Annotated in this window: 13 protein-coding genes and 1 pseudogene; 9 read left to right on the forward strand and 5 right to left on the reverse strand. The window is 49.4% G+C overall.

What is annotated here, in order from left to right:
- Positions 1-73 precede the first annotated feature (73 nt).
- The 6 genes from RHD99_RS11785 to RHD99_RS11810 all read left to right on the forward strand — a co-directional run bounded on the left by RHD99_RS11785 (position 74) and on the right by RHD99_RS11810 (position 7,370).
- On the forward strand, positions 74-919 hold the full coding sequence (locus tag RHD99_RS11785; protein ID WP_309878973.1) for a helix-turn-helix domain-containing protein: 846 nt from the start codon (positions 74-76) through the stop codon (positions 917-919).
- Between the two features lie 195 nt (positions 920-1,114).
- On the forward strand, positions 1,115-2,035 hold the full coding sequence (locus RHD99_RS11790; RefSeq protein WP_183269245.1) for a dihydrodipicolinate synthase family protein: 921 nt from the start codon (positions 1,115-1,117) through the stop codon (positions 2,033-2,035).
- 60 nt (positions 2,036-2,095) lie between these two features.
- Positions 2,096-3,712: an aldehyde dehydrogenase (NADP(+)) gene (locus RHD99_RS11795; protein ID WP_309878974.1), complete on the forward strand. Its 1,617-nt coding sequence runs from the start codon at positions 2,096-2,098 to the stop codon at positions 3,710-3,712.
- A gap of 20 nt (positions 3,713-3,732) precedes the next feature.
- A complete protein-coding gene (locus tag RHD99_RS11800) occupies positions 3,733-5,298 on the forward strand; it encodes an APC family permease (RefSeq protein ID WP_309878976.1) in 1,566 nt (521 codons plus the stop codon).
- Positions 5,298-6,332 carry an Ldh family oxidoreductase gene (locus RHD99_RS11805; protein ID WP_309878978.1) on the forward strand — a complete coding sequence of 345 codons (1,035 nt, stop codon included), beginning with the start codon at positions 5,298-5,300 and terminating at the stop codon, positions 6,330-6,332. The genes RHD99_RS11800 and RHD99_RS11805 overlap by 1 nt, the downstream gene beginning before the upstream one ends.
- 144 nt (positions 6,333-6,476) lie before the next feature.
- Positions 6,477-7,370, forward strand: a complete 894-nt coding sequence (locus tag RHD99_RS11810; protein WP_309878981.1) for a LysR family transcriptional regulator — start codon at positions 6,477-6,479, stop codon at positions 7,368-7,370.
- Between the two features lie 34 nt (positions 7,371-7,404).
- Here RHD99_RS11810 and RHD99_RS11815 read toward each other — a convergent pair.
- Both RHD99_RS11815 and RHD99_RS11820 read right to left on the reverse strand, forming a co-directional pair.
- Positions 7,405-7,773, reverse strand: a pseudogene (locus RHD99_RS11815) (aldo/keto reductase); the annotation flags it as partial.
- Positions 7,774-7,784: 11 nt separating this feature from the next.
- Positions 7,785-8,636 carry an aldo/keto reductase gene (locus RHD99_RS11820; protein WP_309878983.1) on the reverse strand — a complete coding sequence of 284 codons (852 nt, stop codon included), beginning with the start codon at positions 8,634-8,636 and terminating at the stop codon, positions 7,785-7,787.
- 287 nt (positions 8,637-8,923) lie between these two features.
- Between RHD99_RS11820 and RHD99_RS11825 the strand changes: the two genes are divergently transcribed.
- On the forward strand, positions 8,924-9,724 hold the full coding sequence (locus RHD99_RS11825) for a MipA/OmpV family protein (RefSeq protein ID WP_309878984.1): 801 nt from the start codon (positions 8,924-8,926) through the stop codon (positions 9,722-9,724).
- A gap of 169 nt (positions 9,725-9,893) precedes the next feature.
- Here the strand turns inward: RHD99_RS11825 and RHD99_RS11830 are convergent, their stop codons facing one another.
- Both RHD99_RS11830 and RHD99_RS11835 read right to left on the reverse strand, forming a co-directional pair.
- Positions 9,894-10,172 carry a hypothetical protein gene (locus RHD99_RS11830; RefSeq protein ID WP_309878985.1) on the reverse strand — a complete coding sequence of 93 codons (279 nt, stop codon included), beginning with the start codon at positions 10,170-10,172 and terminating at the stop codon, positions 9,894-9,896.
- A gap of 209 nt (positions 10,173-10,381) precedes the next feature.
- The gene (locus RHD99_RS11835; protein ID WP_309878987.1) at positions 10,382-11,500 is read right to left on the reverse strand and encodes an alkene reductase; all 1,119 of its coding nucleotides are present in this window, start codon (positions 11,498-11,500) and stop codon (positions 10,382-10,384) included.
- 401 nt (positions 11,501-11,901) lie between these two features.
- On the opposite strand from RHD99_RS11835, the gene RHD99_RS11840 reads away from it, so the two are divergent.
- The gene (locus RHD99_RS11840) at positions 11,902-13,416 is read left to right on the forward strand and encodes a phosphoethanolamine transferase (protein WP_309878988.1); all 1,515 of its coding nucleotides are present in this window, start codon (positions 11,902-11,904) and stop codon (positions 13,414-13,416) included.
- Between the two features lie 76 nt (positions 13,417-13,492).
- Here RHD99_RS11840 and RHD99_RS11845 read toward each other — a convergent pair whose 3' ends face one another.
- A complete protein-coding gene (locus RHD99_RS11845; protein ID WP_309878989.1) occupies positions 13,493-14,371 on the reverse strand; it encodes a LysR substrate-binding domain-containing protein in 879 nt (292 codons plus the stop codon).
- Between the two features lie 108 nt (positions 14,372-14,479).
- On the opposite strand from RHD99_RS11845, the gene RHD99_RS11850 reads away from it, so the two are divergent.
- On the forward strand, positions 14,480-15,061 hold the full coding sequence (locus RHD99_RS11850) for a nuclear transport factor 2 family protein (RefSeq protein WP_309878990.1): 582 nt from the start codon (positions 14,480-14,482) through the stop codon (positions 15,059-15,061).
- Positions 15,062-15,067: the final 6 nt, after the last annotated feature.

Genomic DNA, 15,067 nt, shown 5'->3' on the forward strand with positions numbered 1-15,067 from the left:
AATAAAAAGTTAATATTGATCCAGGTGAGTTAAAAACAACCCACTATGGCCATTCGCGGGAAAAGGTATTTCTATGCGATTAACCCAAAGCTTTGATGCCCTTCCGCTGACTCCCTGTACCGCTGAGCAGGAAGCGGAGGAGTCATTTGCTGTCGATCAACTCAAACTGCTCTGTGATGGCCTGGCACAACAGCGCCCCAGTTCGTTACGGAGTATGTTGAATTCACTGGCATTGATTGCACCGCTACTTAACGCCATTCCCAATGTGGTGTTCTTTATCAAAGACCGGCAGGCGCGCTATCTGCTGGCGAATCTCACATTAGCCAAACGTTGTGGTTTTAAAACGGTGACGCCGCTGTTAGGTAAAACCTCGGCAGACGTGTTTCCGACACAGTTGGGTTCAGGCTACACCGAGCAAGATCTTCGGGTGTTACACCAGGGCGTGCAGATTCAGGATCAGCTTGAAATGCACCTTTATAGCGGCCGTGAAACGGGCTGGTGTCTGACGCAAAAGCTGGCGCTGTATGACCGGCAGGGCAAGATTATCGGCATGGCCGGGATCTCACATGACCTGCAGGAAGCGAAAGCGAATCATCCGGCTTATCAACGGTTGGCGGCGTTGGATATTTACATCCGCCAGCATTACGACAGGCCGATTGCGATGGACGAATTACGCACGCTGACCGGGCTTTCCGTTGCGCAAATTGAGCGTTACTGCAAACGTATTTTCCACCTGACACCGCGTCAGATGATCCACAAAGTTCGGCTTGAGAAAGCCACTGAACTGTTGGCAAGCGACTTGCCCATTACCGATATCGCCATACAGTGTGGCTATACAGACCACAGCGCTTTTAGCCGCCAGTTTAAAGCCATGACCGGCGCTACCCCTCGCGATTTCCGTGCCACGTTAGTTCCCTAATTACCTGAAGTTATTCGTTTTATGATGCGGCTGCGTCAGAGTATTTGCTGCGCGCCGCTCTCCATCATTATGCCAATTTCGTCCTCGCATTCGGTGAAAACCGTCAAGCCGCTACTGAGAATACAGGTCAATCTGTTATCGAATTTCACCAAATATTAACCATCAATTAACAACTCAGGCGATAGGACAAAAACGATGAGCCATAAAGCGATTAACTGGAGTGGTGTGTTCCCTGCGGTCAGTACTCAGTTCCGCAAAGATTTTTCTCTGGACCTGGATGCGACCCATGCGGTGATTAAAAACCTGGTCAAAGACGGTGTTTCTGGCCTGGTGGTATGTGGCACGGTGGGTGAGAACACCTCGATGACCACGCAGGAAAAACTGGCGGTGATTGAAGTGGCGAAAGACGCCGCGCAAGGCAAAGTGCCTGTCATCGCAGGGATTGCCGAATTTACTACCGCCTTTGCGCAGAACATGGCGCGTGAAGCGGAAAAAGCCGGTGTTGATGGCGTGATGGTGATGCCTGCTCTGGTTTATTCTTCGAAACCGCATGAAACGGCAGCACATTTCCGCAGCGTGGCCAGCGCCACCGATTTGCCGATCATGGTCTACAACAACCCGCCTATTTATAAAAATGATGTCACGCCGGACATCCTGACCTCGCTGGTCGATTGCGACAACATCGTCTGTTTCAAAGACTCTTCTGGCGATACCCGTCGCTTTATCGATTTACGCAATGCGGTCGGCGATCGCTTTGTGTTATTCGCAGGCCTGGACGATGTGGTCCTGGAAAGCCTCGCCGTGGGCGCAGAAGGGTGGATCTCTGGCATGTCCAATGCTTTCCCACGCGAAGGGGAAACCTTGTTCCGCCTGGCTAAGCAAAAACGTTTCGAAGAAGCTCTGGCTCTGTATAGCTGGTTTATGCCGTTGCTGCATCTGGATGCTCGCCCGGATCTGGTGCAGTGCATCAAGCTGTGTGAAGAGCGCGTTGGCCGTGGCAGTGCGGTGACCCGTCCGCCACGTTTGGCATTGCAGGGAGAAACGTTGAAAGAAGTGACGGCGATCATCGATACCGCCCTGGCAAACCGTCCGGCGCTGCCAGACGTCGGCCTGTAATCAACCATAACGGCCCGGCATTTTACCGGGCTTTATCGGGCAATCGAACAGGGGAAACCGATGTCGACACACAGCACTTACGCCCTAAGTGGCAAACAGTTTATTGGCGGGCAGCGCATTGCCAGCGGTGACGCCGAACTCATCAGCCTACGGGCCGATAATCAACAGCCAACAGGCTACCGTTTCTATCAAGCAAGCCTTACAGAAGTTGATGCCGCCGCACAGGCTGCGGCTCGAGCCTTTAACGTCTATTCACAAACCAGTGCCGAGCAGCGAGCTGATTTTCTTGCCGCAATCGCTGATGAACTGGATGCGTTGGGGGACGATTTTTTTGCTTTTGCCGCACAAGAGACGGCACTGCCTCTCCCACGTCTGACCGGTGAGCGAGGAAGAACAAGCGGGCAGATGCGTTTATTCGCCGAATTGTTACGCAGTGGTCGCGTGCACGGGGCAAAGATTGATAGCGCATTACCCGATCGTACGCCGCTGCCAAGACCGGATTTACGCCAGTATCGCACCGCTATCGGTCCTGTAGCTGTGTTTGGTGCCAGCAACTTTCCTCTGGCGTTTTCCACCGCCGGTGGGGATACCGCTGCCGCGTTAGCCGCGGGTTGTCCGGTGGTATTCAAGGCTCATAGTGGCCATATGATCACCGCTGAATTAACCGCGCTGGCTATTGAGCGTGCCGTGCAAAAACAGCAGATGCCTGCGGGTGTCTTCAATATGGTATTCGGTGGCAGCATCGGCGCCGATTTGGTGCAACATCCGGCGATTCAGGCCGTGGGATTTACCGGTTCATTGCAAGGTGGCCGGGCATTATTTGATTTAGCCATGCAACGTCCACAACCGATCCCCGTGTTTGCCGAAATGTCGAGCATCAACCCGGTCGTTGTCATGCCGCAGGCGCTGGCTCAGCGTGGCGAAAAGATTGCCCAGGAATTGGTTTCTTCTTTTACGCTCGGCTGCGGTCAGTTCTGCACTAAGCCGGGTCTCATTATCGGTAAGCGTAGTGCGGCTTTCACGCAGTTGATCGCTGATTTGCAAATGCGTGTTAATGCCAGCCCGCCGCAGACCATGCTGAATGCCGGAACCCGGGACCATTATCTCAGCGGTTTGCAGGCATGGGATCAACATCCACAGCTACATCATCTGGCCGGAAGCAGAGCAGAGCACGCTCACCTGGCGGTCGCCCAGCTCTATCAGGCCGATTGCCAATTATTGCTCAATGCCGATCCTCTTTTGCAGCAAGAAGTCTTTGGCCCGGTGGCGATTGTCGTGGAAGTCGCAGACCAGCAGCAGTTGCTTGCTGCGTTGGAAAACTTGCAAGGGCAGTTGACCGCCACGCTGTTAGCCGATGAGGAAGACCTTGGCGAGGCGAGTGCATTGGCGCAGTTACTCACCCGTAAAGCGGGGCGAGTGCTGTTTAACGGCTACCCAACAGGTGTGGAAGTCTGCGAGGCGATGGTTCACGGCGGGCCTTATCCGGCAACCAGTGATTCACGTGGAACTTCGGTCGGAACCCTGGCTATCGAGCGGTTTTTGCGTCCCGTCTGCCTGCAAAACTATCCCGCCGCACTGTTACCTCCAGCACTACAGGACAGCAACCCGCTGAACCTGCTGCGCTTAGTTAACGGTGAATACACTCGCGCAGCCCTGCATTCGCCTGCCACTCATTAAAAAACTGGAAAGCTAACCATATGACAACACAGGGCAAATTTAAAAAGCAGCTGACACTTACCGATTTGACGTTTATCGGCCTTGGCGCAATTTTTGGTTCCGGATGGTTATTCGCCGCAAGCCACGTGGCGTCTATCGCGGGGCCTGCCGGGATCTATTCGTGGTTGATCGGCGGGGTCGCGGTGCTGTTGCTCGGCATTGTTTATTGCGAACTGGGAGCCGCACTTCCTCGCGCCGGGGGCATCATTCGTTATCCGGTGTTTTCCCACGGGGAATTGATGGGATACCTGTTGGGGTTTATCACACTGATTGCGTTTTCCAGCCTGATCTCGATAGAAATCGTGGCTGCACGGCAATATGCAGCGGCCTGGTTCCCGGCACTTAGCAAGCCGGGATCAGGCGATCCCACCCTGATAGGCTGGGTGGTGCAATTCATCTTGCTGTGCATTTTCTTTACGCTGAATTACTACAGTGTCAAAACCTTCGCTAAATCCAATAACCTGATAAGTATTCTAAAGTTCATTGTGCCGGTGTTGGTTATCGTGGTGCTGTTCACGTTCTTCAAACCTGAAAACTTGCACAGCCAGGGGTTTGCTCCCTTTGGTTCAGCCGGGGTGGAAGCGGCTATTTCTGCCGGTGGGATTATCTTCGCCTATCTGGGGTTAACGCCCATTATTTCTGTCGCCAGCGAAGTACAAAACCCGCAGCGTACTATCCCGATAGCCCTGATCTTGTCAGTGGTGCTTTCCACCATTATCTATGTGCTGCTGCAACTGGCCTTCCTCGGCAGCATACCTTCCGAATTGCTGAGCGGTGGCTGGCAGAACATCAGCCAACACTTCTCGCTGCCGTACCGTGATATTGCCGTCACGCTGGGGATGGGATGGTTGGCCTTCCTGGTGGTGAGCGATGCCATTATTTCGCCAAGTGGCACCGGCAATATCTATATGAATGCTACGCCACGCGTCGTATACGGATGGGCGCGGGCAGGGACGTTCTTCAAAATTTTTACCCGTGTCGATGGTGAGTCGGGTATTCCGCGTCCGGCGCTGTGGTTAACATTCGGACTTTCTATCTTCTGGACATTGCCGTTCCCGTCCTGGGAAAAGCTGATTGGGGTGGTTTCTGCCGCGCTGGTTCTGAGCTACGCCATTGCTCCGGTTACCGCAGCCGGATTACGCCGCAACGCACCGGACATGCCGCGACCGTTCTTTGTCAGGGGTTTTAGCGTATTAGGGCCAGTGTCGTTCATCATCTCGGCATTGATCGTTTACTGGTCTGGCTGGAACACCGTCTCATGGTTGCTTGGCCTGCAAATTGTGATGTTCTTTGTCTATATCCTGTTTAAAAACAAAGTGCCGACTCACACTGTCAGCCTGAAACAGCAAGTCTGGTCGTCACTGTGGCTGATTGCTTTCTACGCATTGATTATCGTGGCTTCGTATCTGGGCAGTTTTGGTGGCATCAACGCGATTGGCCACCCGTGGGATACCTTATTGGTGGCCAGCATCGCGCTGCTGATTTATTACTGGGGAGCTTACACTTGTTTGCCTCAGGCCAATTTTGTCGGAGATGAGGAAGAGTGATGCTAAAGGAAGAAATGGCTGTGAAAAATACCGTCAATCTTACGCTGCAAGAAGCCTGGCAGCTGGCGTATCAAGCTTTGTATCGCAATGGTTTCAGTGCCAGACAGGCCGATGCGGTGGCAAAAAATGTCACCGCCGGAGAGCGCGATGGCTGCCATTCTCATGGTTTGTATCGTGTGTTGGGTTGCGTTCGTTCGCTGCAAGCTGGCAAGGTGGCGGCAGATGCTGAGTCGACCCTCATCGATAGCGCCCCGGCAGTGTTACGTGTTGATGCGCATGGCGCGTTCTCGCTATTGGCTTATCAGGCGGCGCTGCCTGAATTTGTCGCCAAAGTCCGTCACTGTGGCATTGCCGCGCTGGCAATCAATCATTGCGTTCATTTTTCTGCGCTGTGGGCGGATATCGAACCGCTTACCGAACAGGGGTTGGTTGCGCTGGCCTGCACCCCAAGCCATGCCTGGGTCACACCCGCTGGAGGCACCCAACCTTTATTTGGCACCAATCCAATCGCTTTTGGATGGCCGCGTCAGGGGAAACCTCCGTTTGTGTTTGATATGGCGACCAGTGCCGCCGCACGGGGCGAGATTGAACTTCATCGCCGCGCGAATAAGCCGCTGCCAGAGGGTTGGGGGATTGATAGTCATGGCAAACCGTCTACCGATGCCGCCAGCGTACTGCAAGGTGCAATGTTGACGTTCGGTGGACATAAAGGATCAGCACTGGCAGCAATGGTGGAACTGATCGCCGGGCCATTGATTGGGGATATGACCAGCAAAGAATCGTTGGCATACGACCAACAGACAGGTTCTTCGCCTTATGGCGGAGAGCTGATTATTGCGATGGACCCTGAGCGTTTTCTGGGCGCGGATAAAGAGGCGTATTTAGCCAAAGCGGAAGTGCTATTCAACGATATGGCCGCGCAAGGAGCCCGCATCCCTGGTGAACGGCGCTTTAAGGCGCGTCAGCACAGTGAGCAGTTTGGTGTGGAATTACCCCTGACGTTATATGAAGAGATCGTGGCATTGAGTCAGTAACACGGTAAAATCACGTGCTGAAAATCGTGATGCTACGTGAATTTTGACAGGGTTGATGGTCTGCCAAATGCTCAGAATTCACGTAGCGCACGCATCCTTCATGAGTTCTCTTTGAGGGAGAACGCTTCAATAAGGAGATAACTCATGCTCAAACAAAACTTCAATGAACTACAAATTTTTCTTGTGGTTGCACGAGAGCGTAGTTTTACCAAAGCAGCCGCTAAGCTTGGCGTTTCGCAATCAGCACTTAGCCATGCGATCAAGGCGCTCGAAGAACGCTTAAACCTCCGTCTTTTGACCCGGACAACCCGAAGCGTTGCGCCAACGGAAGCGGGCGAAAGAATTATTGCCTGTCTCGAGCCCCGAATTGCCGATCTTGAGCAGGAGCTGGAGTCGCTTGTTCAACTGAATGGGACAACTTCAGGCAATATACGTTTATCTGCTGGGGAGCATGCCGCACGTAGTCTGGTGTGGCCGAAGCTAAAACCCTTTCTCAGGGAATACCCGGAAATCAATGTCGAACTGGTGGTTGATAATGGTTTTGTCGATATTGTCGAAGGGCGTTTTGATGCCGGGATTCGCCTTGGTGAAAGTGTTGATAAGGACATGATCGCCGTGAGGATCGGCCCAGATATGCGGATGGCCGTGGTCGGTTCACCAGCCTATTTCGCCGCCAACCCAGCTCCTGAAACGCCGCACGAGCTACAAAATCATCGGTGCATCAATATGCGCTTGCCAACTGCCGGTGGCCTGTATCATTGGGAATTCGAGAGGGAAGGGAAGCCATTGCGTGTCAGAGTTGAGGGGCAACTGACGTTAAATCTCCTGGAGCAAAGGATAGATGCTGTTTTATCCGGGTTTGGCATTGCCTGCGTACCTGAAGATAGGGTTCAGGATTATGTAGAATCAGGAGAACTTATTCAGGTTCTACAAGACTGGTGCCCGTCTTTCCCCGGATACTACCTTTACTACCCCAGCCGCAAACAGCATCCGCCTGCTTTTGCTCTGATGATAGATGCCTTGCGATACTCGGAATAACGGGCCTGCATTGAACGGCAGACCCGTTTGAGTCTTAACGGCCTACACGAGCCTGATGCTCCTTTGAGTAACGATCGCCGACAATTTTAACCGTATCAAGCGCCTGCGTTATCTTACGTAAATCATCCTGAGAAAGAATGATTTCAGTCGCTCCCAAATTTTCTTCGAGTCGGTGAAGTTTGGTGGTGCCTGGGATGGGAATAATCCACGGCTTTTGTGCCAGCAACCATGCCAGTGCAATTTGCGCAGATGTCACACCTTTTTCGGCTGCCAGTTCACCCAGTAATACGATCAGCTTTTCATTGGCTTCAATCGCTTGTGCGGCAAAACGCGGCACTTTGCTACGGAAATCATCCTCACCAAACGTGGTTCCCGCCTTAATCGCTCCCGTCAGGTAACCTCTTTTGTCGTGACTTAAACGTCGAGTTTGCGGCCAGTCAGCCATTCCACCATCGCCGGGTCACGATGGGAGAAGAATGCACTGGTTGCAGTATCAAGGGCGGAAATTCGCAGCATATCTTCAGTACTGAGTTCAAAATCAAGGATGTTGATATTCTCAGCCATTCGCTCTTTGCGAACTGATTTTGCCAGCGAAACGATGCCGCGTTGAAAGATCCAACGCAGGACAACCTGACCCACGCTTTTGCCGTATTTCTCACCCATCGCTGTTAATACGGGGTGCTGGAACAGACCATTTTTGCCTTCAGCAAAAGGCGCCCAGGCTTCAGGCTGAATGCCACGGCTTTGCATCCACGGAACGGCGTGTAGCTGCTGGTTGAAGGGGTTTACTTCAATCTGGTTTACGGCAGGGGTAACGTTGTTGAAAGCGATAAGATCGGCAAGTCGGTCAGGGTGGAAGTTGCTTACGCCAATGGCGCGGATTTTTCCTGCGCGCTGAAGTTCTTCCATTGCACGCCAGGCACCATGGACATCGCCATACGGCTGGTGAATCAGGTACAGGTCAACATAGTCCAGTTGCAGCCGGTTCAGGGAACGTTCGAACTGCGCTTTAGCGCCGTCGTAATTTGTATCCTGCAGCCACAATTTAGTCGTTACAAAGAGTTCGTTACGTGAGATGCCGCTGCGTTTCAGTGCGTTCCCGACCTGAGTTTCATTCTGGTAGGACGCTGCGGTATCAATCAGGCGATAACCCGTTTCGATGGCATCAATTACAGCACGCTCGCATTCGGCAGCATCCGTCATCTGAAACACACCAAAGCCCAGAAGGGGCATTTCAATACCGTTGTTCAGTTTTACTGTTTGCATGACGTTATCCTTCAACTGTTGTTCAGGAGAAGCATAATGCAAAGTGATTTATTCGATTAGATAGGGTAATCCGCTAGGGCTTATTAGTAACATTCATCAATTGCCATTATCGGGATAGCCACTGATGCTAAATCAATGAGTTACTTGCAATGGCTTTGTCCAAAAGGGGGTTAGACCTCTTTATGACGTTTATGAGGTAGAATTATCAAATCAATTGATATCGATCGAAAACTTACATTTATCGGTCGATGAAATTTTATGCTAATTGGCTGTATTCAGGGAAAATAATGACAGTAAACCGCAATGCTGTGGCTGCGATGATCGCATTTTTGTTGTTCAGTACTTCTGTTTGCGCCGACATGGATCTCGGCTCTTTAGATATTCTGGCGAGAGATAATCCGCAAAGCCCAGTGCCGAAAGGCTTTGTCGTCGGTGCTGCGGGACTGGGCGGGCAGGCTCGCTATCAGGGGCAGGATAACAGTACCTACCTGATTCCTGGCGGCCTCTATTTTGGCGACCAACTGATGTATCTGGGCGACCGCGCTCGCTACTATTTTCATCTGGATGATAACGTGGCGCTGTATGGTTACGGACGCTATCGCTTCGGGAATCTCGACCCGAGTGACGCTGATTCTCTGCATGGAATGCATAAGAGAAAAGGGGAGTTGGAAGCCGGCGTCGGTGGCACGATCATTACGCCTTATGCATTGTTGAGCGCCCGTTTTGCCACGGATATCACCGGGCGCAGCAACGGACAAGAGCTGCTGTTGTGGGCTGATTTTCCGATTATCAAAGGCAATCTGCTAGTGATGCCGGGCATGGGGATGATGATCCGCAGCGATAAAATGGCGAATTACTACTTCGGTGGCGTCTCGTCAGCGGAAGCGACTCCACAGCGTCAGGCCTGGGACACCGGGACCACGTTTTCACCGATGGCGGCGGTGGTCACCAGTTATCGTTTCAGCCCACACTGGATGGGCCTGTTTGCCGCCAACTATGAACTGTACGACAAAAGTATTGCTGACAGTCCTATCGTTCAGCATAACGGCGAGTTATATGTCATTGCCGGTGTCGGCTATACCTGGTAGCAAACGAGCAGCGGGAAGAATGTTTACGTATGACGCAGTTACCGTTGCTCTGCAAAACAGGAAGGAGAGACAAATGACTTTGAGTGACCATAGAGGATGGTTACCAATTCTGTTATTTAACATAATATACATTATGCGCACCAAGGTAAGGTAAGACAGAATCCAGTGATTAATCAGCCTCATTGCCCTGGTTGCTGATAGCCTCCGAAAGTTCCTTCTCCAGCATTGATACCGTCACTTTGGCCATCTCATCGTTCGACTGGTCACCACGACCGTTTTTCCAGGCATCACGCTCCCGGCGAGCTCGTTCCAGGTCATACTCAATTTTTTCGACTGTACGCATCGTTCTTCTTTCCTCAATAATCACTGGCCGTTCTGCCAGAAAATCTGCGTCCGTTTTATCAACGGCGCTGTACGACAGCCAGTCATGACTTTGTTTATCTGACATCACAGCCCTCCAGATTTACGTATGCGCAAATATGTACACTAATTTAGGCTCCAGTTCAGTTGCCCTGACCGATCCTAATTACCCAGAAGCAACTGAACGTAATATGAAAACTGATTACAGCACAGTAACGGCAAGATTAAATGACCACTTCTATACGCTATGTTGTGGATACGCTAGTTAAGGCTGCAGAAGACGGCTTGCTCGATTAATTAAGCCAGGTTTTGTTGGGTATCGGACCAGAACGGATAGTCTGTATACCCTTTTTCATCCCCGCCATACATAGTCGCCCAGTTGACCTCATTCAGTGGCCAGTCATTTGCCAGACGTTCTGCAAGGTCCGGGTTCGCAATATAAGGGCGACCAAAGCCGATCAGGTCGGCTTTTCCTTGCTGTAGATATTCCTCGGCGCGTTGCTTGTCAAACCCACCGGCAATAATCAACGAGCCGTCATATGCGGCGCGAAATTTCTCAATAAACCCGGCCGGAATTGCCTGTTCGCCAAGTGTTTGCTGGTCACTCAGATGAACATAGGAGAGAGAGCGTTGATTGAGTTTATTTGCCAGTAGTAGCCAGGTTTCTTCTTCACCATCAAAGGCATGCATATCAAACAAGCGGCCAAACGGTGCCAGACGAATACCCGTTTTACCTGCACCAATCGCCTGTGAGACGGCATCAGTCACTTCAAGCACAAAGCGAAGACGATTTTCAGGATCTGCACCACCGTATTCGTCCTGGCGGGTATTTAACCCTCCATTGATAAACTGCTCAAGGAGGTATCCATTAGCGGCGTGTATTTCAACGCCATCAAAACCTGCCCGCATTGCATTTTTCGCAGCCCGGACGTAATCGTGAACGATGTCCTTAATCTCAGCGACTGACAATGCGCGTGGTTCAGAGACCGGCACAGGGCCTGGCTGCCCTGCGTCATTGCGGGCATAGCAGGTTGAATTATTAGCTTTCACCGCAACTGAACTGACCGGAGACTGTCCGTCAATTTGCAGACTGTGATGAGAAATACGGCCAACATGCCAGAGCTGGATGTAAATTTTCCCGCCAGCGTCGTGTACTGCTTTCGTCGTCAGCTCCCAACCTTTAACCTGCTTCTCGTTATAAATTCCGGGAGTAAAGAGATAACCCTGCCCCTGCACGGATATCTGAGCCCCTTCCGTGATAATCAATCCTGCCGATGCACGCTGTTGGTAGTATTTTGCCGTCAGTTCGTCAGCGGTATCACCTACCGTTGCTCGTGATCGTGTCATTGGTGCCATCACGACACGGTTTCGCAGTGTGGTGTCCCCGGCTTTGAAGGGGGTAAACAGCTTGTCCATTTTTATCTCCTTTAAATAAAAGAACAATAATGGTTGCTGTGATGCCGTAAGGGAACATCTGTATATTCCGAACAGATGTTCCATAAATTCTACTTTAACGCGCAGAATCCACCGAATTGCACAACAAGGTTGTGGGCTATTATGCGAACAAACATGGCTACTAATAAAGTGGCCCCCTCCCCTGAATTTGCATGAATTATATTGACATGGATCATAAAACAGAAAAATAGCCACAGCAGTACATCCAATTGACACTAACATTTGGATCAATAAACAGTACATCCGCACCCACGGTCAGCAATTTCTGCATGTGGGTGATGGCGGTCACCAACAACGATGCATCTTAGAATAAGTAGATAATAAAAATGTATAAACCGTCATGGCTATATAGCAGAAAAGATATGTTTATTATATTAAAGGATAACTTAGCATGGGTTATTCCAGCGTTAATTTTATCGATACTTATTCCACTGAATACCGGGTATGAAAAACCCTTAAACATGGTGTTGACATTTATATCGCTATGTATTGCAAGAAAAAACAAAATTGCTTTCTATCTGACGATAATTTCTTTTTTTATTATTTGCTTATACATCCCTATAGGACATGATTTTGGGCAGATTAGCTTTGGTTATATTGCCTCTGCGTTTCAAACGAATAAAGGTGAAATGACTGAATTCATAAAAAGCGTGAGCTCTAATGCTTTGCTGATATTTTCTATAAGCATCTTCTTTTTGATTTTATATGTTATTAAAGGTAAAGGGTTTAGTCAAAAATCAAGTCTTATTTATCTTCTTTTATTTTGCATTGTCAATGTAAAATCAATTCCAGCCAGAATGCTGGTTTCGACTATTGGTTACTCAAACCAGTATACGACGGAATTAAAGTCTCTTGAATCGCAGAAAAACATCCCTGATGACTTTACGACTTCCGACATTAAGAAAAAATATCAGAATATTGTCGTTGTTATAGGTGAAAGCGCTGGTAGAGATTACATGTCATTGTATGGTTATCAGCATGACACTACTCCATGGCTAAAAAATGCACCCGGTTATTTCTTCGCAAATTATATCTCTGCGGCCCCTGATACCTATCTTTCTCTGCCGAGAACAATGGCCATGACTAATGGTGATCACACTGATATTAAAAACAATATCGTCGCTCTGGCTAATAAAGCAGGTTTCAATACTTTCTGGATTTCCAATCAGGGTTATATTGGTGAATATGATACGCTATCAACCGTTATTGCAGAGTATGCACAGCATAAAACCTTCTTAAAAAAAGGGGATTTTGATTCAAACAATGCCGATGATATGCAACTGTTGGATGGTCTACAACAAATTGTAGATAATGAGCACAATCAAAAAGTTATCTTTATTCATATGATAGGTTCTCATCCTGATTCGTGTGAACGACTGAATGGTTTCCCGGTCAACTTCAATGTAAAAAACAATAAAGAAATAAACTGTTATCTGGCAAGCATTCAAAAACTTGATAGTTTTATCGAACGCGCAGTGTCAATCCTGAAGAATAAAGGAGAGAGTTATTCTCTTGTGTATTTTTCAGACCATGGATTGACTGTCAGGCAAACGTCTCGTCATTTAATCTTAGGTCAGGATGTTCAGTATATCTTGTTTGGTAAGGATTCTCGCTCAGTTCTGCATGGTAGAGAATCAAAACAAAACTATAATGTCCCCTTCTTTATCATTGCCAGCGATATACTCACGCACAAGACATATTATAACTACCTGAGCGCAAATAATTTCATGGCAATCTTTGAGTGGTTGGCAGGTTTTAATTCAAATAAAATTAAGCCGTTATCACCCATAGAACATTCAGATGAAAACGTGTCAATTTATGATGGCGAGGCGAGCATCCCTTATAACAGCCTGAAGGATAACGAAATCATTAAGTAATTGAGTTAACTGGCCAATATGAATTTTATATTGGCTTTTTTATTGGAAGTTAATTGGATATCCAAAACTCAAAACACTAAAGATTACGAGTCTGACCAAGATAAGCCAGTACTGCACCACTGCTCTCATTTATACGGCTGACCATCATTAAATTCGCTGACAACTCTGGTGCATCTAAAACCCGATAGACAACGCCAGGAATAGCCACCTGAACTAACGGCGCAGGAACCAGTGCGATTCCCAGCCCTGCACCGGCCATTGCGAGAACACTCAGCGTGCTGGAAATTCGATAAGCAATATGTAATTTATCACCCAGCAAGTTATGCAGCCCGGCGACTAAGTGCGACTCGACATCATCGACTGAGTAGAGAATCAATGGTTCATGCGCCAGCATATCAATTGTTAGCTTATTTTCAGCCACGAGCGGATGATCGCTACACATCACCACGACTCTTTCCCATTCCCCCACTGATTCATAGATAAGCGCAGAATGATGCTCTGGCTGGTAATCAGGCATATAACCCACATCCAGCGTTCCGCTCAGGATAGCCTCACTTTGCAGATGCGGAGCCATTTCCTGACAGAGCAATTCGGCATCAGGATAGGCATGATGAAATGAACGCATATCTTTCATCAATATTCCGCTGAACACCGCATTTCCCGCAAACCCCACCCGCACCCGTCCTGTTTCTCCACGCATTGAACGCTCTACAACCAGACGCGCGTGCTCAACGCTATCCAGCGTACGTTTTGCCTCAACCTGCAAAAGTAATCCAGCCTCAGTAAGTTCGACTCGGCGACTGGTGCGGATAAACAAAGGGCCACCAAGCTCCGTTTCCAGCGCTTTTATCTGCATACTCAATGCGGGTTGAACAATATTCAGGCGCTCGGCAGCCCGACCAAAGTGCCCTTCTTCAGCGACCGCTAAAAAGTATCGCAGGTGGCGTAATTCCATAAAGCGCTCCATCCATCATTAAAAATGATTAATCATTCAATTCAATATATTTGAGTTTAACGTCTTTCGCGACCAAACTGAATCCAGTCAACTAACAGGAGTCAGAACATGCAAAACCAACTTCAGGATCGCCAGGCACTTAACGACCTTATAAATGGCTGGATGCACCGCGATCTCGGTGAATGGGAACAACTCCGCGAGTTATTCCATCCCGATGGCACAATTGAAATTACCTGGTTTGAAGGGCTGGGCAGTGATTTCGTTGAAGGTTCAATGCGTATGGGGCAATCAGATGTACGAACCAAACACCTTATTGCGACGCCGACCATCACATTTAACGCCACCGGTACTAAAGCGATTCTTGAAACCAATGCGATGATCATTGCTGAAAATGTAAAACTGAATCTGGGCTGTGAATGCCATAACCGGTTTTACGATAGGGTAGAAAAACGCGATGGGGTGTGGAAGCTGTCTCACCGCCAGAGTATTTACGATATGGGGACATTTACCTTCCCGATGGGCCTGGTGGAAATAGATCAGAGCGTCGTGGCGAAGTATCCACGCGAATACGCAACGCTTGCCTACATACTGGAAAAGAGCGGATTCCCTGTTCAACGTGTGTTTGCCACACGAGGCAGTGTGCTGGAACAAGACATGAAACGTGATGCTAAAACATGGTTATCCCGTTAAGTCACT

This window comes from Buttiauxella selenatireducens, from assembly GCF_031432975.1.
GTDB classification, from domain to species: domain Bacteria; phylum Pseudomonadota; class Gammaproteobacteria; order Enterobacterales; family Enterobacteriaceae; genus Buttiauxella; species Buttiauxella selenatireducens.

Coding starts and splice junctions, on each gene's coding strand:
- RHD99_RS11785 (WP_309878973.1), top strand. CDS start 74: ATGCGATTAACCCAAAGCTTTGATGCCCTTCCGCTGACTCCCTGTACC.
- RHD99_RS11790 (WP_183269245.1), top strand. CDS start 1,115: ATGAGCCATAAAGCGATTAACTGGAGTGGTGTGTTCCCTGCGGTCAGT.
- RHD99_RS11795 (WP_309878974.1), top strand. CDS start 2,096: ATGTCGACACACAGCACTTACGCCCTAAGTGGCAAACAGTTTATTGGC.
- RHD99_RS11800 (WP_309878976.1), top strand. CDS start 3,733: ATGACAACACAGGGCAAATTTAAAAAGCAGCTGACACTTACCGATTTG.
- RHD99_RS11805 (WP_309878978.1), top strand. CDS start 5,298: ATGCTAAAGGAAGAAATGGCTGTGAAAAATACCGTCAATCTTACGCTG.
- RHD99_RS11810 (WP_309878981.1), top strand. CDS start 6,477: ATGCTCAAACAAAACTTCAATGAACTACAAATTTTTCTTGTGGTTGCA.
- RHD99_RS11820 (WP_309878983.1), bottom strand. CDS start 8,636: ATGCAAACAGTAAAACTGAACAACGGTATTGAAATGCCCCTTCTGGGC.
- RHD99_RS11825 (WP_309878984.1), top strand. CDS start 8,924: ATGACAGTAAACCGCAATGCTGTGGCTGCGATGATCGCATTTTTGTTG.
- RHD99_RS11830 (WP_309878985.1), bottom strand. CDS start 10,172: ATGTCAGATAAACAAAGTCATGACTGGCTGTCGTACAGCGCCGTTGAT.
- RHD99_RS11835 (WP_309878987.1), bottom strand. CDS start 11,500: ATGGACAAGCTGTTTACCCCCTTCAAAGCCGGGGACACCACACTGCGA.
- RHD99_RS11840 (WP_309878988.1), top strand. CDS start 11,902: ATGTTTATTATATTAAAGGATAACTTAGCATGGGTTATTCCAGCGTTA.
- RHD99_RS11845 (WP_309878989.1), bottom strand. CDS start 14,371: ATGGAATTACGCCACCTGCGATACTTTTTAGCGGTCGCTGAAGAAGGG.
- RHD99_RS11850 (WP_309878990.1), top strand. CDS start 14,480: ATGCAAAACCAACTTCAGGATCGCCAGGCACTTAACGACCTTATAAAT.